Raw genomic sequence first — 16,474 nt, 5'->3', positions numbered from 1 at the left:
GGCGGCGATGATAGCAAAAGAATGTCCTTTTGCAAGGGAACACCCGGGGTAAAAGGCCAGGAAAGAAAAAAGTAGCGCTTGAGAATCAATCGCATAGCCACTAAGCTTCGTCTGCGTCAAGGACGACGCCCCCCTTCTATTACCCCCCTCAGTGTGTAGAGTAGCGGTCATAACAATCCTATACAGGGACCGACCATGACCGTGGGCAATAACACTTCGTTTCAAATTACTGCCGACTTCGACAGCGGCAATATCAACGTGCTGGACATCAGCAATCCGCTGCAGGCACTGCTGGCCATCCGCCCGGATACCCAGAGTCCGCATTTCCAGTGGTTTCACTTCAAGGTCAGCGGCCTGCATGTCGGCCAGGAACATTGGTTCCGCCTGACCAACGCCAGCCAGTCCTCCTACAACAAAGCCTGGACCGGCTACCAGGCCGTCGCTTCCTATGACCATGTGAACTGGTTCCGCGTACCGACGATCTTCGAAGGCGATGCCCTGCGCTTCAATCTGGAAGCCACCCAGACTCACGCCTGGCTCGCCTACTTCGAGCCCTACAGCCGCGGGCGCCACGACTGGCTGATCGACCAGGCTCTGAGCAAGGCCGGCACCGAACTGCTGGCGGTGGGCAAAAGCGTCGAAGGCCGGGATATCCAGCTACTGCGCAAGGGCAGCGGCGAGCAAGGCCAACGCAAGATCTGGATCATTGCCCAACAGCATCCCGGCGAGCACATGGCCGAATGGTTCATGGAGGGCGTGATCGAACGCCTGCAGCACCGGGATGACCCGGAACTCAACTCGCTGCTGGCCAAGGCCGATCTGTATCTGGTGCCCAACATGAACCCGGACGGCGCGTTCCACGGTCACCTGCGCACCAACGCCAAGGGCCAGGACCTGAATCGCGCCTGGCAGAACGCCAGCCAGGAACTCAGCCCGGAAGTGCTGTTCGTCCAGCAGCAGATGGAAAAGTACGGCGTCGATCTGTTTCTTGATGTGCACGGCGATGAGGAGATTCCCCATGTATTCACCGCCGGCTGCGAGGGCAACCCCGGCTACACCCCACGCCTGGCGGGACTCGAGGAACATTTCCGCAGCCACCTGAAGCGCCAGACCCGGGACTTCCAGACCACCCACGGCTACGCCCGGGACAACCCCGGAGAGGCCAACATGACCCTGGCCTGCAACGCCGTCGGGGAAAAGTACGACTGCCTGGCATTGACCCTGGAGATGCCCTTCAAAGACCACGACGACGCCCCCAACCCGCTGACCGGCTGGTCCGGAAAACGCTCCATGCAACTGGGCAAGGATGTGCTGAGCACCCTCGCCGACCTGGTGGACAGCCTGCGCTAAGCCCTGGCAATGACTGCGGGAGCGGGTCCCGCAGTCGTCCCCCTGCTCACGAAGCCGGTACCCGCAGGCAATCCTCCGGGCCCAACAAACGCCCGTCCGCCGTACGCAGTTCCAACGCAGGCAGCGGTTGCCCGGTTTCCCGGTCCAGCATGCGCGAATGCGCCTCACCCTCTTCGTAGAAAAACGCCTCGCCCCATTGGCGCAAGCCGATGATCAGGGGAAACAGCCCCTTGCCCTTTGGCGTCAGCACGTACTCCTGATAGGCACTGCCATCAGACGCCGGCACCACTTCGAATACCCCGTGCTCCACCAGGGTCCGCAAGCGTGCGGCGAGAATGTTCTTGGCCATGCCGAGGTTGCGCTGGAACTCGCCAAAGCGACGGATGCCGTCGAAGGCATCCCGCACAATCAACAACGACCACCAATCACCGATAGCGTCCAGTGAGCGGGCCACCGGGCACTCGGCATCTTGCAGACTGGTGCGTTTAACCATGCTGGGCGTTCTCCGTTCGGGCCGCAGGAAAGTGGTTGCAATATAAAACCATGATCCTTACCGTACAACTGGTTTCATAACGAAACCATAAACGGAGCCCGACATGTCACACGATCCTTCCCCTCCTGCCGCCTCGACTCTGTCACCACGGGTGGTGCTGCTGTTCGCCATCGCCTGCGGCATGGCGGTGGGCAACGTCTACTACGCCCAGCCACTGCTGGACGCCATGGCCCAGACCTTCGACCTACCGCCGGCTACGGTAGGCATCGTCATCACCCTGACCCAAGTGGGCTACGGCCTGGGGCTGCTGTTGCTGGTGCCCTTGGGCGACCTGCTCAACCGCCGGCGACTGATCGTCACCCAGACCCTGCTGTCAGTACTTGCCTTGCTAATGGTGGCCCTGGCCCCCAGCAGCGCCTGGCTACTGCTGGGCATGGCCAGCACCGGCCTGCTGGCGGTGGTGACCCAAACTCTGGTGGCCTATGCCGCGAATCTGGCACCGACGGCCCAACGTGGACGGGTGGTAGGCATGGTGACCAGCGGCATCGTGGTGGGCATTCTTCTGGCCCGCACCGTGGCCGGGACCATGGCCGATCTGGCAGGCTGGCGCTCGGTCTATCTGTTGTCGGCCGGCTTGACCCTGCTGGTGGCCCTGACCCTGTGGAAAGTGCTGCCGAGGGTTGAACAGCCACCCGCAGTGCAACGCTACGGGCAATTGCTCGGCTCGCTGCTGCAGCTGTTCAGGGAAGAAAAAGTGCTGCGCGACCGTGCAGTGCTGGCGATGTTGATCTTCGCCGCAGGCACCGTCTTGTGGACCCCGTTGGTGCTGCCTCTGAGCGCCCCGCCGCTGTCGCTGTCTCACACCGAAATCGGCCTGTTTGGCCTGGCCGGGGCCGCGGGCGCCCTGGGCGCAGCACGGGCCGGGCACTGGGCGGATCGCGGCCTGGCGCAGTGGACCAGCGGCCTGGCCCTGGCGTTGATGTTGCTGTCCTGGCTGCCTATCGCCTTTACCCAATCGTCCCTGTGGGCCCTGTTACTGGGGGTGATCACCTTCGACCTGGGCTTGCAGGCCGTCCACGTCACCAGCCAGAGCCTGATCTACAGCGTGCGCCCGCAAGCCCAGAGCCGCTTGGCCGCCGGTTACATGCTGTTCTACTCCCTGGGCAGCGCCGGCGGCTCGATTGCCGCCACCGCCACCTACGCCTGGGCCGGCTGGATCGGGGTCTGCCTGCTGGGAGCCGCTATCAACAGCCTGGCACTGGTCTATTGGCTGTGGAGCCTGAACCCCGGGAAAGCCCGGGCCGAGGCTCGCTGTGCCATTTGAGCGACACAGCAGGCTTGCTCAAGGGGGACTCAACCACGCCCCCGCAGCATGCTCTGCAATACCCCGTCTCGGCGGACCCAGCCATGGAACAGTGCCGCCGCCAGATGCAGCAACACCGTCAGGAACAGCAGATAAGCCAGGTAGCCATGGGCCTTGCGCAAGAGAGCGAACACCTGGGCATTGGCCGGCAGGATCGCCGGCAACTGCAACGAACCACTCAGCATCACCGGGTCCCCGGCCGCCGAAATCATGGCCCAGCCCAGTACCGGCAAGCCCAGCATCAGGGCGTACAGCAGCACATGGGAGGCTTTGGCCGCCAACACCTGCCAGCCCGGCAAGTCTGCCGGCAGCGGCGGTTGTCGAGTGGAAAAACGCACAAACAGGCGCACCGCCGCCAACAGCAGAATGGCGATGCCCAACGGCTTGTGCAGGTGGATCAGCCACTCATGACGGGCGGACACCGAGGTGACCATGCCGGCACCGATAAACAGCATGGCAATGATCATCAGCGCCATCAGCCAGTGCAGCAGACGCACCAGTGGGGCGAAGTGTTGAGGTTGGCTGTTCATGGACGCGGTTCCTGGGCGGAGGGCAATTGGCTGACTTCACTGGTGCGACGCAGGTAGGAACTGGCGTAGGCGGCAGAACGTGCCGCCAGCAGGGGATCATCGGAGGCCTGGATACCATTGGGCAGAATCAGCGGATCGTAATTGATGTCCCGGCACTGGCCACTGTTCTGCGCCTGGGTGCCTTGCAGCACCAGGGTCCCGGCATTGATCACCGGACGCTCTGCGGGCCAGGCCTTGCTGGCGTCATTGGTGGGGTCATCGGGCGCCGCCAGGGTGATCTGCAAACGCCAGCGCAACGGCCCTTGAGCCAGGCGCTGCGTCAGGTCCTGTTCCAGGTAGTCCGCGCCTTGCGGAGCACTGCCCGGAGCTGGCGCCTCACCGGTCTCGGGGACCACGCCCCAGCGCACCGCCTGGCGCTTGCCGCCGCCATCCACCAGGTAGAAGGCATTGATCCCGTTGTAGCTTTCACTGGCGTAGCTGGCTGAAGGCTTGGCGCTCTTGACCCATTGCAGGAAGGGCCCGGCCTCGGGGTGGGCGGCAAAGAACGCCGGCACCCTGGTCGGGTCCGGCTTGCCCGTGGCCGGATCAGGGGAGCTGGCCTGCTGCAGTTGATAGAACGCCTCGGGAGTGCCCACCGGAAACACCGGCATGCTGTTCATTCCGGTGCGCCACTGCTGGCCGTTGGCCTGGAGGAAACGCAACGCCAGGCTGCGGATCGGTACGCTGCTGTCCGGCGCATAGGGGTTGCCGCTGGGCAGGGCAAAACGCCCCACCACCGGTGTTTGCGCCTCGCTGAACACCTGTGCCGTGGAGTAGGTCCGGGCTTCGCCACTGCTCTGGAAGTAACCGATGACACACACGCCCTTGGCGTGGTTGCGGCGAAACCCCGGATGCACGCCGTTATTGGTCTCCAGCACATCCACCAAGGCCTTGGGGGTCAGGCGTTGCGGGTCGAAATTGCCGTGCACGTAGGCCAGCGCCGCGGCAGCGGCGGCCACCACCCAGGCAATGGCTCCCAGGCGCAAGGTCAGGCTGACAGCACTCAAGGGCGGACGATCGGGTGGCGAGGATGGGGCAACCATGGACATCTCCAGTACGCGGGGCCACAGGGGCAAGGACCTGTCAGACGCAACCCGGTACCGGTTATTCCAGACGCCGATATTTATTTTTCCGCGACTGGAATAACCTGCAGCACGGCGCGTCTTCCTAGTCCCAAGCCTAGTGACTGGCCCAGCACCTGCAGGACTTCATGAACGATTTCGACGAACAGCTACGCCTGCTGCTCCCCCGCCTCAGGCGCTTTGCCCTGTCCCTGACGCGCCAGCCCAGCAGCGCCGACGATCTGGTGCAGTCCTGCCTGGAGCGCGCCTTGTCGAGTCGGGCCCATAAACGCCCCGAAGGCGATCTGCGGGCCTGGCTGTTTTCCATACTCTACCGGCAGTTTCTCGATGCCCACCGACGCTCCCGGCGCTACGCACGCATGCTCGAATTCTTTACCGGCCGTGACGACGCCCAGCCTTCGGTGGAGCGCACCGTAGTCGCCCAGTCGACCCTGGCAGCCTTCGAACGCCTGAACGCCGAGCAACGCGCCCTGCTGCTCTGGGTCTCGGTGGAGGGCTTGAGCTACAAGGAAGTGGCAGAGATCCTCCAGGTCCCCGTCGGCACCGTGATGTCGCGCCTGTCCAGGGCCCGCCAGGCGCTGCGCCAACTCAGCGACGGCGAAATCAGCAGCCCCTCTCTACGGATACTCAAATGATCAGCCTGCCCCCCAGCGACAGCGACCTGCACGCCTATGTCGATCACCAGCTCAGTGAGGAGGACCGCCGGCTGCTGGATGGTTACCTGGCCAACCACCCGGAAACGGCGACCAAAGTCCTGGCCTGGCAGCAGGATGCCCAGCACCTGCGGGTCGCCCTGGGCGGAGCCCTGCTGCAAGCAGCCAACCCGGCGCTGGAGCCCGCGCTGATCCGTGCACGCCACAAGCATCGAGGTTTGCGGCGCCTGGCCAGTGCCGCGGCACTGCTCGTGGCGGTCGGTGTCGGCGGTCTGAGCGGCTGGCAGGCCCGGGAGCTGACCCTGGCCGGCAACACCGTGCTGCCGATGACCGATGCCCTCCAGGCGTATCGCCTGTTCGCCGAGCAAGGCATCCTGCCCGCGGACTTCAAGGTCCAGGACAACGACGCCATGCAAGCCTGGCTGGATCGCTACTTCACCCGGGCCAGCCCACTGCCGGACCTGCACGACGCTGGCTTCAAAGTCGTCAGCGGGCGCCTGCTCAGTACCGAGCAAGGGCCGGCGGCAATGGTCCTGTACCAGGATCGCGAGGGACGCAAAGTCAGCTTCTACATCCGCCCGCCAGGACCGCAGAACACCCTGCTGCCCCGTGGCAGCCGCCGTGACGGCCCGTTGCAGGCACAGTACTGGTCGGGCGGGGGCTACAACTACGCCATGGTCGGCCCGGCGGAAATTCCCCTGTAGGCCTTCAGAACCCCACGTCCAGCACCACGTTGTCGATGTAGGTGCCCGCTGGCGGAGTGTTCTGGTCGGTGTAGATCCTGGCGTTGTAATTGAAGATCTGGCTGCCGGTACCCAGGCCATTGCCCGGGTTCACTTCGGCATCGGTGCTGGATCGCCGGGCACTGCCGACACTGCCCCAGCGGGTGTTGCCGGCACTCTTGAAGATGTCGTAGGCCAGGTAGTTGCTGCCGAAAATCATCTGCCGCCGCCCCCCCGTGCTCACCGGATGCTGGCCATCGCTCAGGCCCACCGTGTAGGCGCTGCCCTTGGTGCACGCCAGGTTGATGGTCTGCCCGGTCACTGTGGCGAAGGCACTGATCACCGGGGCGCTGCCGAAGCTGATGTTCGGCGCAGTGATCACGCAGTCGTTGGACACCGTCATGTTCACGGTCAGGCTCTGGGTGCCGCTGCCGATGTCCCGGCCCAGGCAAATCCCCAGGGCGCCGATCCCGGCGCAGTAGTTCCAGCTCCAGAGGATGCTCAGGTTCTCGGTGTAGACCCCCGCTGCCACGTTGCTGCCGGTGAGGGTACCCAGGTAGATCGGCACCGTCTTGGCCACGGTCGGGCTGCCCAGCAGGCCCAGCAGGTCGATGATGGAGTTGCGGGCGAAGTCGAACTGCACCCCTCGGTTAATGGGGTAGCTGGTGCTGTTGTTGGCGTACAGGGTGTAGCTGATGACGTCGCCGGTGGGCCCCACCATGCCGCTGGTGGTGGAGGTGATGGTGGCGTAGAAGTGATCGTTGCTGGCCAGAATGCTCAGCAGCGAGCCGGTGCAGCTCAGCCCGGCATTGGTGGTGGAGGCCGGCTGCGAGGTGGTGCGCACCAGGATCGAACTGACACTGCCAAAGCCCGCCGGCGAGGTCGGGACCGTCGTGCACAGTGCCTGAGCCGAAAACGCCAGCACGCTCGCCAGCAGCCCCAATATTGCCTGTCGCCATCCCTTGCACCCATCCACGCCTTGCGCTCCTTTATCGGCTGATACCGCCGTTACTGACAGACCAGCGGGCCGATCAACGGCACCTGCTGCTGTTGCATATCGATGTCGAACTGCACCCGGCAGGCCTTGCCATCGGCCAGTTCCACTTGCAGGGTGTTGTGCGCCGAGAGGTTTTCCAGATAGACCAGGCCATCCCAGCCGACCACCGTCCGCACCCCGCTCTGCTGATGGACCACGTTGCTGCCCAGGGGCAGTTCGTGTTGCTGGGCGTCCACCAGCACCACGCTGGCGGCGACGATCCGGGTCAGCGGAAACTCCAGCAGGTAGCCGCTGCCGCGCCGTACCGCCACCCGTTGCTCGACATTCGGGCTCCGCACGTTGGCCGGCAGGTTCAGCGGGTCGATCTCGTATTTGCCGCGGTAATAGGCGCTGCTCCAAGGCACCAGGAGATGCCCGTTCTTGTCGGTCTGGCCCACCAGCTGGTTTTCATAGCGCACCGGGATGTCCTTGTAGCCATCAGTGCTGACCACCACGAAGGAGTCGTCGATCCGGTTGGCGGCGAACACCTGACGGTCCATCCACACCAGCGAGCCGCTGGCATCGGCCCAGCGGGTCTCGGCGTCGCGGGTGCCATAGACCCCGGCCTGCAGGCGCACCGACTGCAGGCGCCAGGTAGCGTCGGCCTGGTGATAATCGGCGCCGTTGCCGGTGGCGTAACCGAGGTTGTAGCCAACCCCGCCCTCGATCGGCACCGAGCGGCTGAAGTTGACCCGCTGGCGATTTTCCCCGGTCTTGCTGCGCTCGTTGCTCAGGCTCAGGCTGCCGTACAGATCGAAGGGGATCACCAGTTGCGCCTGCATGGCCCACTGGCTGTCGCCGATCTCGCGGTTGGCCGACAGGTAGAAGCTGCTGCTGTGCCACAGCGGCTTGCTCCAGGTCAGGTTCAGCAGCCGGGTGCGGGTCGAGTCGGCGGCCCGCACATCGAAATAGCCAGCGCCCAGGCTGCCGAAACGCTCCAGGTTGAGGCTCAGGGTCAGTTGCTCGCTGCGCTGGCTAAGGCTGGTGTAAGGGCTGTCGACCACCGTCAGGTCGGCGTACTGGTCGCGCCGCTGCACCCGCTGGTAGGCAACGCTGTAGCGCTGGCTGCTGTACTGGTAGCCGAAACTCAGCTGCTGGCCGCCGTCGCCGTCGAAACGGCTCTGGCTCACGGCGGTATTGATCACCCCGAACTGCCCCAGCCGCAGGTTGCCGCCGACCCCGCCCAGGGTCAGGGAGTCCGAGGCCTCGGCGTGGCCTTCCAGGGTCAGGCTGTCACTCAGGCCGTAGCGCAGGCTGCCGGAAGTCACCCCCGGGCCATAGCCGAAGTCGCGCAGGGTGTAGTCCCGGCGCAAGGTGCCCGCGGCCACCGAGAAGTCCGTCAGGCCCTTTTGCAGCAAGGTGCTGGTGACGTAGAACGGCACCGTGGTGGACACCTGCCGGCCAAGGGCATCGGTGGTGACCACCACGGCTTCGCCGGCGCCGTTGATGAAGGGAATGTTGGTCAGGGTGTAGGGACCGGGCTGCAGCTCGGCGCTGCTGGATTTGTAGCCGTTGATGAACAGGTCCACCGAGGACGGCACCGCCGCCTCCCCGGCGAACTGCGGCAAGGGATAGGTCACCAGGTCCGGACGTACCGAGAAATCCCGGGACAATTGCACCCCGCCCAGGCGTACCGAGTTGCTCCATGGCAAGGCGCCACTGATCAGGTCGCCGGCTTCGTAGGTCAGCAGGCGCTCATCGTCGGAAAAGCGCCAGGTGGTGTCGTAGCGCCGGTAGCCGTTGTTCAGAGAACTGCTTTGCACCCCGGACAGGGTCCGGCGGTACTGCCCGGTGTTGGACAACGTGCCCCAGCTATCGAACAGCCGCACCTCGTTCCAGGCCGCCAGGTAGGTGCCGCCGTCGTCGGTGTCGTTGAGGTACAGATCGTAGTTGAGCAACCCGCCAAAGCTGCTCAGGGCCGGGGTGCGCGGATAGGCCTGGCGGCTGCCGATGAATTGCTCCGGCAGCCAGTCCGGCGGCACGTCCAGCAGCAGCCGCTGGCCCTGGCTGTCGTAATCGCTGTGCAGGCCCGGCAGGCTGTCCAGGTCGACCTCGTTGCCCAGCCCCTCGGGCAGCTTGATCCCGGTTTCGCGCAGGGTCTGCACCGGCAGGAACAACCGGCCGGAACGCTGCTCCACCGCCACCACCTTCCCTGTGTTCATCTGATTGATCACCAACTCCAGAAACAGCTGTGCATCGGCCATCGACTCCAGGCTGCTGGGCGGCGGCGGCAGTTCCCCCGCCAGCGCCTCTGTGGCCAGCATCAGGCCGCAGAGGCTGGCCACCACCCCGTACAACCGGCAAAAACCACGAGCCCGATCCTGGCTCATTGCGGGTTCAAGTCCATCTATGGACATCTCCATCCCAAGGCGGATGCGCCACCGCGCTCACATCCGTCCATACCTCTTCCCGGCCGCCCGGCAGGCGGCCGTATTGCTCTTGTGGCTCAGTGCGAAGGCGCCAGGCTCTGTACTTGCGGCGCACCGTTGACCCGCAGTTGCAGGGTCGAATCCATCGTCAGGGGGTCCGTCACCGGCCAGCGCATGACCGCCCCGGGCAGCACGTAACCGAGCAAGCCCGGCGCCAGCGGCCGGGTCTGCCCGCCCTGCTTGAACGCCACATCGGTCAGGCGCGCGTGCACCGCCCCCTGGTTACGCAGCTCGAAAAACGTCTTGCCGTCCACCGCCACCTTGCGCCAGCTAAGGTCCGGCACCCCGGCGCCCTTGGGATCGCGAGGGCGGGAAGTGTCTTCCTTGCTCCAGAGCCCGGCGCCATAGGCGAACAACGGCACCGAGTAACGCATCTGGAAGCGGATCGCCGCCGCGCTCTTGGCCCCCTCTTCCGGGGTGATGGGCTTGGCCGAAGGAATCTCGTCGATGATGATCCGGTACGCCAGCTCCTGCCCCGGCGGCACCTCACGGGTTCGGGTCAGACGCACCAGTTGCTTCTGCCCGGGCTCGATCTTCGCCACCGGCGGGCTGCCGATGACATCACGCTGGTTCTGGTACTGGTCGGCAAAACCGCTCTGGCTCCAGGCAAACACCCGGATCTGCAGGTTGGCGGTTTCAGTACCGCGGTTTTCCAGCCACAGTGCACTGGCTTGCTGATCCGCCTCCAGAACCGGATCGATCGGCCAGATCAGCACCGAACTGGCGGCCTGGACCCTGGGCACGCCGGACAACAATCCGGCCAGTATCAGGTAACCGGTGGCCCAGAGGCCCCGCAAAGGTAAATGCATACTGCTACTCCTTGTCCGCCTGCCGACTGGTTGTCGACTCGCCCCATCACCACGACAGCTGCACCTGCAGCACATCACTGTACGTCCCCCCAGGCTGATTGCCCGGCAACTGCACCTGCCCGTAGATCGGCAGGCTGATGTTATTGGCATCGCTGTAAGCCACGGCCACGCTCTGGCCGATGCCCAGGCTCTGGCTGTAACCCGCATCGCGATACAACTGGTAGGCCACCCGGGCACTGCCGCTATTGAGCTGCATGTGCCGCCCGCTGCTGTTGTACTGGCCGCCGTCCACGGTCATGTTCAGGGCCACTCCCGGTGTGCACTGCAATTGCACGCCCCCGGTCAACGCCACTCGCACGGTGCTGGTGGACAGCGCCGACTGGCTGCCAAAGGACAGACTGCCGTAGTTGCTGACACCGCCCACCACCAGGCACCCGGCGGTGATGGTGGCACTGACCTGGAAGTTCTGGCTGGTAGCCGCCGAGGTCCACGCCGGCCAGGCACTGGCGCAGATCAGGGCAAACAACGCAAGACCTTGGCTGGCCATGGCATCAGAAGGTCAACTGCACGGACACCGTATCGGTGTAGGTGCCGGCCGGCAGCCCGGCCTTGCCCACGGCCTGACCATAGAGGTTCACGGTCTGCGCGACCCCGGTGCTCGGCGCCAGGTTGATCACCCCGTTGATCGCCACGATCTGCGAATGCCCGGAGTCGGTGTACAGGTCATAGGGCACATAATTGGCCACCCCGTCGAACAGGGCCCGGGTACCACCGGTGGACATGCCGTCATTGGCGCCGCCCTGAATGGTCAGGGTCGGCGTGGTGCCGGTGGAGCAGAGAATCGACAGAGCCCCGCCACCGCCCCCCAGCACCTGGCCAGTGGCGGTGGTGAACAGGCTGTTGGTGGTGCCGAAGTTCAGGGCACCGAAGTTCAGGCCGGTGCTGCCGCCAACGCCATTGACCTGGCAACTGCTGGTGAGGATCAGGGTCGAGCTGATCTGCCCGGTGACGGTGGTGGCGGCATTGGCCGTTGAAGCCATGACCAGCCCCAACAAAGGCCAGCCGATTCTGGATACAAGCACGTGCATGATGTGCGTCCTCTCATGGTTTACCAATCCAGCGTGATGGTCAGGGTGTCGGTGTAGACCCCTGCCGGAACCGCGCGGGTATTCGCGACCACCGAGCCGAACACCGGAATCGGAATCCGCCCGCCGCCGCTCACTGCGAAATTGCGCTGCTGGCCAATGCTGTAGCTGTCGCTACCCGATGCATCGACAAACAATCGATAGGGAATGGTCTGGCGGCCGTTGCTCAAGCGCCGGGTCGTGCCGTCACCGTTGAGGCCGCCATTGATGGTCACGGTGAAGCCGGTGACCGAGGAGTTGCAGGCCACCTGCAACTGGCCTTCGGCGCTGTCGGTGAGGCTGGCCTTGATCGGGTTGGCCCAGGTCGGGGCCTGCTGCCCGAAGTCGAGCATGCCCAGGTCACTGATCGGGCTCGTGGAGGGCGCACTGCCGCCACTGCTCACCTGGCAGCTGGCAGTGATCACCAGGCGCGCCTGGATCTGCCCGCTGATCGCCGCCTGGGCATCATCAGCCAGCAGACACAGCGAACCCAGGGCGACGATCGTCCAGGTCCTGCCTTTCATTGCACCCATCCCGGTTCCATCAGGACTCCCACGTGAGCCGTTCACCATGAACGGCTGTCTCCCTGCTCTGCCCGGGTCCCCCGTGGCAGCTGTCATGGCCCCGACCTCACCAGGTCAGGGTCACCTTCAATACATCGGAATACCCCCCGACCCGGGGAATCTCGGCCAAAGGTTCAATGCGCCCGTACAGGGGCAGATCCACAGTGCCGGAGTCCGGCACCCGTCCACTGACCGGGACATTCACCGGCAGCGCAATGCGCCGGGCCGGGTCCTGGTAGAGGCGATAGGGAATGGGTTTGCTCGACGCGCTGTTGCTGGCCAGGTAACGCACCTCGCCGACACCGCCGTGCAGGCCGCCGTCGATGCGCATCTGATAAGGGGTATCGGGATTGCACTCCAGGCGTGGCTGACGACCACTGACCAGTGCCGCAGCCAAAGGCCCTGCCGGATCATTCAAGCGCGCGGTACTGCCGAAGTCCAAAGTACCGAGTTGCTCGATACCCGCCTCCCGCTGCTGACCCACCAACTGGCAGCCACGCAGCACATCGACCCGGACCTGCACCTGCAAATCCGCGGCCCCTGCCGTCGCACTGAGCAACGCGCTCATGACTGCCAAACCCTTAATATCCATTCAAGGCCTCAATCCTTATGAGGAGCATTCGCTGAAATCAGGTTAGCAACCGCGGGCGAAACCGCCAGTTAGCGTATTAATCGGCCTGCCCGCTGTGAATGACCGTCTATCGCCGCCATGCCTTTTCGAGATCACTGGCCGTTGGGTTTTCTATTGGTTAAATTGTCGCGCCGCTTTTAAGGTAGGCGGCCTGGAATCATCGGGGTAACCACCATTGGCCGCTTTACCGCCAACACCTGCACAGACTCGATCACCCTGGCGACGCCTGTTCGCCCGAGCCTTGCGTCGACCGAACGGCGCCGGTGGCGTGATCCATGACTACTTTCGCCACAAGGCCTTGGAGCTGGGATACACCCTCAGCCACAGCCAATTGCGGGTCATCGACTGCATGGCCCGGCAGGCCGACGACCTGACGCAACCCCCTGGCAAGGCCCAGAGCCTGTACCTGCACGGCGCCGTCGGCCGGGGCAAGAGCTGGTTGCTGGACGGTTTCTTCCGCGCCTTGCCCATTGCTGAAAAACAGCGCCTGCACTTCCACGACTTCTTCGCCCAGTTGCACCAGGGCATGTTCCGCCATCAGCAACAGGCCGACGCCCTGGAAACCACCCTGGATGAACTGCTCAGCCAGTGCCGGGTGCTGTGCTTCGATGAGTTCCATGTCCATGACATTGGCGATGCGATGCTGATCACCCGGCTGTTCAAGGCCCTGTTCAACCGCGGCATCACGCTGTTACTGACCTCCAACTACGCCCCCGAGGGCCTGCTGCCCAACCCCCTTTACCACGCCCGCTTCAAGCCGGTGATCGAACTGATCAACGGGCGCATGCAGGTGATGGAGGTGGGAGGCCCCCACGACTACCGGAGCCAGGCCCGCACCCACGATCAGCAGCTCTTCACCCAGGGTCACTATGTGTGGCCCGGTACCCAGGCCCAGCGCCAGGCCCTGGAACTGCCCGAGCGTCATGCCGCGGCGGCACAACTGACAGTGGGCGCCCGACAGTTGACCGTGCGGCAGATCCGGGAGCGCAGCATCCATTTCGAATTCAACGATGTGTGCGAACAGCCCACGGCCGTCATGGACTACCTGGAACTGAGCCGCCGCTTCGACACCTGGATCATCGACGAACTGCCGGAGCTGGGAGCGTGTTCGATTGCCGCCCAGCAGCGTTTCATCAACCTGATTGACGTGCTCTACGATCAGGACAAACGCCTGCTGCTGATCGGCCAGCGCCCGCTGCACGAGTGCCTCGGCGGCCACGCCATCGACCTGGCACGCACCCGCAGCCGCCTCGGGCAATTGCAGGAAATCGGTCCCCGGCAGCCACTGGGCTGAACCGCCGCGGCATCTGCGCTCCCAACAATCCAAGGATCGGTCGTTATAGATATGTTGCCAGTCACCTTTTTCGAGCTCTTTCACCTGTACCTGAAAAACTCAACGCTCACGAACCCACACCTGTTTGGCCTGCAGAGCTTCTCGCCAGAGGCGCTCGCGGCAGCGGGGTATGAACGGATTGGCGAACCCTGCGACCTGCACTTTTATGAAAAAAGCTACTCGACGGGCTACCGGCGGCGAACGCTGGAGGTGATGTTCAAGTGTTACCACTTCAACCAGCAGCCGATGGGCAGTGGCTTTGGACTAGCCCTCGGCGCGCGCCTTACCTCCCTGCTCAGATACCAAAAGCGCCTTGCCCAGCAAGACGACAGTCTCTCCTCGAACCTGGCCTTCTACTTTTCGGACGATAAGCAAGAAGGCGCCGTGATACTCGACGACCGATGCGTCATGCGCTTCAACCAATGGAGTAGAAAAGGCGCCTACATGGTTTCTACCCTGGAGAGCGACTTCAACCCGGCCACCCCGCTGGCTGGAATCGCAACCGACTCGGTCAAAAAGACCTTCAGGCACCACAGTCTGCAGTTGATGTTGTGCGACGCCAGAAATGCCAAGCAACCTGCCGCGTTCCGCAGGCTGGCTAGAGAAATGAACGATGCAATCATTTGATCGCGACGAAATCTATCGACTCATCGCCGCTCTGCTCAAAGCTATTCAAAACGGCGAGCGACCCGCGTTATCGGCATTTGCAGTGAGCCCGGCCATTTATGAAGAAATCATCGAGGAGCTGGAGTATTCGGGGGAGCAGGTTACGAACCTGACGGTCCCGCCTTATCACCTGGCCTTCAAACCCGACAGCAGCGGCCGGGTTCCTCTGGACGTTTACCCGACAGAGGCCGATCCACAATCGAGGCGAGTGGCTTGCCAGCTATGGTCTGCAGGCCAGAGGACGGATCTCACCCTGATGGCCGACTACTCGGAGAAACAGGAGGCAGCGGGCCTGACGTTCAGGCTATTGGAAACACAGTAACCCTCGGCCCCGTCGGCAAATGGCCTATCCGCCAGCAAAACCGACCGATCTCCTTTATCCTGCTGCCCCTTGTCCTTCTTTCGAGTACTGACGCTGTTCATGGATACTCTTGCCCAACTGCGGGCCGGCCAATTGGCCGGAATCAAACGCCTGGACCTGTCCTGCGGGCTGACCGAGTTCCCCCGGGAGATCTTCGACCTGGCCGACTCCCTGGAAATCCTCAACCTCAGCGGCAATGCCCTGAGCAGCCTGCCCGACGACCTGCACCGGCTCACCCACCTGCGCATCCTGTTCTGCTCGGACAACCGGTTCAGTGAAGTACCGGCCTGCCTCGGCCAATGCGCGCAACTGAGCATGATCGGCTTCAAGGCCAACCGCATCGAACGGGTCCCGGCCGCCGCCCTGCCGCCGCAGTTGCGCTGGCTGATCCTCACCGACAACTGCATCAGTGAACTGCCCGAAGAGCTGGGCAAGCGCCCGCTGTTGCAAAAGCTCATGCTGGCCGGCAACCGCCTGACCGCCCTGCCCCAGAGCCTGGGCCAGTGCCAACGCCTGGAGCTGCTGCGGATCGCGGCCAACCAGTTGCGCGAACTGCCGCCGTTTCTCCTGGCCCTGCCACGTCTGACCTGGCTGGCCTACGCCGGCAATCCGCTGGAATCCGAGGCCGACGCCCAGGCCCTGGAGTCCACCCGTACCATCCCCTGGCACGAACTGCACCAGGAGCAACGCCTGGGCGAAGGCGCCTCCGGGGTGATTCACCAGGCGTGGTGGCAGCCGACGGGAGAACCCGCCCGCGCGGTGGCGGTCAAGCTGTACAAGGGCGAGATGACCAGCGACGGCTCGCCGCTGCATGAAATGAACGCCTGTATCAGTGCCGGGCTGCACCCGAACCTGATCCGGGTCGAGGGCCGCATTGTCGATCACCCCCAGGGCCAGAACGGACTGGTGATGCAACTGATCGACCCCAGCTACCGCAACCTTGCGGCGCTGCCGAGCCTGGACTCCTGCTCCCGGGATATCTACCCGGACAATGCGCACTACAGCGCCAACGTGACGCTGCGGATCGCCCGCGGCATCGCTTCGGTGGGCGCCCACCTGCATGCCCAGGGCATTACCCACGGCGACCTCTACGGCCACAACACCCTGTGGAATGAACAAGGCGACTGCCTGCTGGGGGATTTTGGCGCGGCTTCCTTCCATGCCCAGGACGAAACCGTACAGAGTCGGGCGCTGCAACGCCTGGAAGTGCGGGCCTTCGGTGTCTTGCTGGAGGAATTGCTGGAACGTGGGGATGGCTCGCTGAGCCTGGAACAGCGGCAGAAACTGGCG

General features: G+C 64.0%; 18 protein-coding genes. 8 read left to right on the top strand and 10 right to left on the bottom strand.

Features of this window, described 5'->3' with window-relative positions:
* Window positions 1–195 precede the first annotated feature (195 nt).
* Entirely contained in the window at window positions 196–1,350 is a 1,155-nt protein-coding gene (locus tag BLX41_RS30650; RefSeq protein ID WP_123727903.1) for a M14 family metallopeptidase, read from the top strand.
* Between the two features lie 46 nt (window positions 1,351–1,396).
* Here BLX41_RS30650 and BLX41_RS30645 read toward each other — a convergent pair whose 3' ends face one another.
* The gene (locus tag BLX41_RS30645) at window positions 1,397–1,843 is read right to left on the bottom strand and encodes a winged helix-turn-helix transcriptional regulator (RefSeq protein ID WP_123727902.1); all 447 of its coding nucleotides are present in this window, start codon (window positions 1,841–1,843) and stop codon (window positions 1,397–1,399) included.
* 103 nt (window positions 1,844–1,946) lie between these two features.
* Between BLX41_RS30645 and BLX41_RS30640 the strand changes: the two genes are divergently transcribed.
* Window positions 1,947–3,167 carry an MFS transporter gene (locus BLX41_RS30640; protein ID WP_123727901.1) on the top strand — a complete coding sequence of 407 codons (1,221 nt, stop codon included), beginning with the start codon at window positions 1,947–1,949 and terminating at the stop codon, window positions 3,165–3,167.
* Between the two features lie 29 nt (window positions 3,168–3,196).
* On the opposite strand, the gene BLX41_RS30635 is transcribed toward BLX41_RS30640, so the two are convergent.
* Together BLX41_RS30635 and BLX41_RS30630 are read right to left on the bottom strand one after the other, a co-directional pair.
* A complete protein-coding gene (locus BLX41_RS30635) occupies window positions 3,197–3,736 on the bottom strand; it encodes a cytochrome b (RefSeq protein WP_123727900.1) in 540 nt (179 codons plus the stop codon).
* Window positions 3,733–4,818, bottom strand: coding sequence for a catalase family peroxidase (locus BLX41_RS30630; protein ID WP_123727899.1), 1,086 nt, complete (start codon window positions 4,816–4,818; stop codon window positions 3,733–3,735). The genes BLX41_RS30635 and BLX41_RS30630 overlap by 4 nt, the downstream gene beginning before the upstream one ends.
* A 167-nt stretch (window positions 4,819–4,985) precedes the next feature.
* Here BLX41_RS30630 and BLX41_RS30625 point away from each other — a divergent pair, with 167 nt between their 5' ends.
* Complete coding sequence (locus BLX41_RS30625) at window positions 4,986–5,492, top strand: sigma-70 family RNA polymerase sigma factor (protein WP_102881813.1); 507 nt, start codon at window positions 4,986–4,988, stop codon at window positions 5,490–5,492.
* Window positions 5,489–6,214 carry an anti-sigma factor family protein gene (locus BLX41_RS30620; RefSeq protein ID WP_123727898.1) on the top strand — a complete coding sequence of 242 codons (726 nt, stop codon included), beginning with the start codon at window positions 5,489–5,491 and terminating at the stop codon, window positions 6,212–6,214. The genes BLX41_RS30625 and BLX41_RS30620 overlap by 4 nt, the downstream gene beginning before the upstream one ends.
* A gap of 4 nt (window positions 6,215–6,218) precedes the next feature.
* Here BLX41_RS30620 and BLX41_RS30615 read toward each other — a convergent pair whose 3' ends face one another.
* The 7 genes from BLX41_RS30615 to BLX41_RS30585 all read right to left on the bottom strand — a co-directional run bounded on the left by BLX41_RS30615 (window position 6,219) and on the right by BLX41_RS30585 (window position 12,785).
* Window positions 6,219–7,208 carry a Csu type fimbrial protein gene (locus BLX41_RS30615; protein WP_123727897.1) on the bottom strand — a complete coding sequence of 330 codons (990 nt, stop codon included), beginning with the start codon at window positions 7,206–7,208 and terminating at the stop codon, window positions 6,219–6,221.
* 32 nt (window positions 7,209–7,240) lie between these two features.
* Complete coding sequence (locus BLX41_RS30610; protein WP_123727896.1) at window positions 7,241–9,598, bottom strand: fimbria/pilus outer membrane usher protein; 2,358 nt, start codon at window positions 9,596–9,598, stop codon at window positions 7,241–7,243.
* A gap of 116 nt (window positions 9,599–9,714) precedes the next feature.
* Window positions 9,715–10,506 carry a fimbrial biogenesis chaperone gene (locus BLX41_RS30605; protein ID WP_123727895.1) on the bottom strand — a complete coding sequence of 264 codons (792 nt, stop codon included), beginning with the start codon at window positions 10,504–10,506 and terminating at the stop codon, window positions 9,715–9,717.
* A 46-nt stretch (window positions 10,507–10,552) separates the two neighbouring features.
* The gene (locus BLX41_RS30600) at window positions 10,553–11,053 is read right to left on the bottom strand and encodes a Csu type fimbrial protein (RefSeq protein WP_123727894.1); all 501 of its coding nucleotides are present in this window, start codon (window positions 11,051–11,053) and stop codon (window positions 10,553–10,555) included.
* A gap of 4 nt (window positions 11,054–11,057) precedes the next feature.
* Window positions 11,058–11,594, bottom strand: a complete 537-nt coding sequence (locus BLX41_RS30595; RefSeq protein WP_123727893.1) for a Csu type fimbrial protein — start codon at window positions 11,592–11,594, stop codon at window positions 11,058–11,060.
* Window positions 11,595–11,614: 20 nt separating this feature from the next.
* Complete coding sequence (locus tag BLX41_RS30590; protein WP_123727892.1) at window positions 11,615–12,154, bottom strand: Csu type fimbrial protein; 540 nt, start codon at window positions 12,152–12,154, stop codon at window positions 11,615–11,617.
* A gap of 106 nt (window positions 12,155–12,260) precedes the next feature.
* Window positions 12,261–12,785, bottom strand: coding sequence for a Csu type fimbrial protein (locus BLX41_RS30585; protein WP_123727891.1), 525 nt, complete (start codon window positions 12,783–12,785; stop codon window positions 12,261–12,263).
* A 214-nt stretch (window positions 12,786–12,999) separates the two neighbouring features.
* On the opposite strand from BLX41_RS30585, the gene zapE reads away from it, so the two are divergent.
* The 4 genes from zapE to BLX41_RS30565 form a co-directional block, all read left to right on the top strand.
* Complete coding sequence (zapE, locus tag BLX41_RS30580) at window positions 13,000–14,118, top strand: cell division protein ZapE (protein WP_123727890.1); 1,119 nt, start codon at window positions 13,000–13,002, stop codon at window positions 14,116–14,118.
* A gap of 51 nt (window positions 14,119–14,169) precedes the next feature.
* On the top strand, window positions 14,170–14,784 hold the full coding sequence (locus tag BLX41_RS30575) for a hypothetical protein (protein WP_123727889.1): 615 nt from the start codon (window positions 14,170–14,172) through the stop codon (window positions 14,782–14,784).
* On the top strand, window positions 14,771–15,145 hold the full coding sequence (locus tag BLX41_RS30570; protein ID WP_123727888.1) for a hypothetical protein: 375 nt from the start codon (window positions 14,771–14,773) through the stop codon (window positions 15,143–15,145). The genes BLX41_RS30575 and BLX41_RS30570 overlap by 14 nt, the downstream gene beginning before the upstream one ends.
* Window positions 15,146–15,244: 99 nt before the next feature.
* Window positions 15,245–16,474: leucine-rich repeat-containing protein kinase family protein (locus BLX41_RS30565; RefSeq protein WP_123727887.1), on the top strand; the 1,230-nt coding region annotated here is incomplete at its 3' end.

It is taken from the genome of Pseudomonas protegens (genome assembly GCF_003732485.1).
GTDB classification, from domain to species: Bacteria; Pseudomonadota; Gammaproteobacteria; order Pseudomonadales; family Pseudomonadaceae; genus Aquipseudomonas; species Aquipseudomonas protegens_B.
This window is presented reverse-complemented; position numbering and strand designations above follow the sequence as displayed.

Excerpts from the sequence above, each read along its gene's own strand:
- BLX41_RS30610 (WP_123727896.1), bottom strand. The coding sequence starts at position 9,598 with ATGAGCCAGGATCGGGCTCGTGGTTTTTGCCGGTTGTACGGGGTGGTG.
- BLX41_RS30590 (WP_123727892.1), bottom strand. The coding sequence starts at position 12,154 with ATGAAAGGCAGGACCTGGACGATCGTCGCCCTGGGTTCGCTGTGTCTG.
- BLX41_RS30630 (WP_123727899.1), bottom strand. The coding sequence starts at position 4,818 with ATGGTTGCCCCATCCTCGCCACCCGATCGTCCGCCCTTGAGTGCTGTC.
- BLX41_RS30575 (WP_123727889.1), top strand. The coding sequence starts at position 14,170 with ATGTTGCCAGTCACCTTTTTCGAGCTCTTTCACCTGTACCTGAAAAAC.
- BLX41_RS30605 (WP_123727895.1), bottom strand. The coding sequence starts at position 10,506 with ATGCATTTACCTTTGCGGGGCCTCTGGGCCACCGGTTACCTGATACTG.
- BLX41_RS30640 (WP_123727901.1), top strand. The coding sequence starts at position 1,947 with ATGTCACACGATCCTTCCCCTCCTGCCGCCTCGACTCTGTCACCACGG.
- BLX41_RS30600 (WP_123727894.1), bottom strand. The coding sequence starts at position 11,053 with ATGGCCAGCCAAGGTCTTGCGTTGTTTGCCCTGATCTGCGCCAGTGCC.
- BLX41_RS30570 (WP_123727888.1), top strand. The coding sequence starts at position 14,771 with ATGCAATCATTTGATCGCGACGAAATCTATCGACTCATCGCCGCTCTG.
- BLX41_RS30585 (WP_123727891.1), bottom strand. The coding sequence starts at position 12,785 with ATGGATATTAAGGGTTTGGCAGTCATGAGCGCGTTGCTCAGTGCGACG.
- BLX41_RS30620 (WP_123727898.1), top strand. The coding sequence starts at position 5,489 with ATGATCAGCCTGCCCCCCAGCGACAGCGACCTGCACGCCTATGTCGAT.
- BLX41_RS30625 (WP_102881813.1), top strand. The coding sequence starts at position 4,986 with ATGAACGATTTCGACGAACAGCTACGCCTGCTGCTCCCCCGCCTCAGG.
- BLX41_RS30650 (WP_123727903.1), top strand. The coding sequence starts at position 196 with ATGACCGTGGGCAATAACACTTCGTTTCAAATTACTGCCGACTTCGAC.
- BLX41_RS30645 (WP_123727902.1), bottom strand. The coding sequence starts at position 1,843 with ATGGTTAAACGCACCAGTCTGCAAGATGCCGAGTGCCCGGTGGCCCGC.
- BLX41_RS30635 (WP_123727900.1), bottom strand. The coding sequence starts at position 3,736 with ATGAACAGCCAACCTCAACACTTCGCCCCACTGGTGCGTCTGCTGCAC.
- BLX41_RS30595 (WP_123727893.1), bottom strand. The coding sequence starts at position 11,594 with ATGCACGTGCTTGTATCCAGAATCGGCTGGCCTTTGTTGGGGCTGGTC.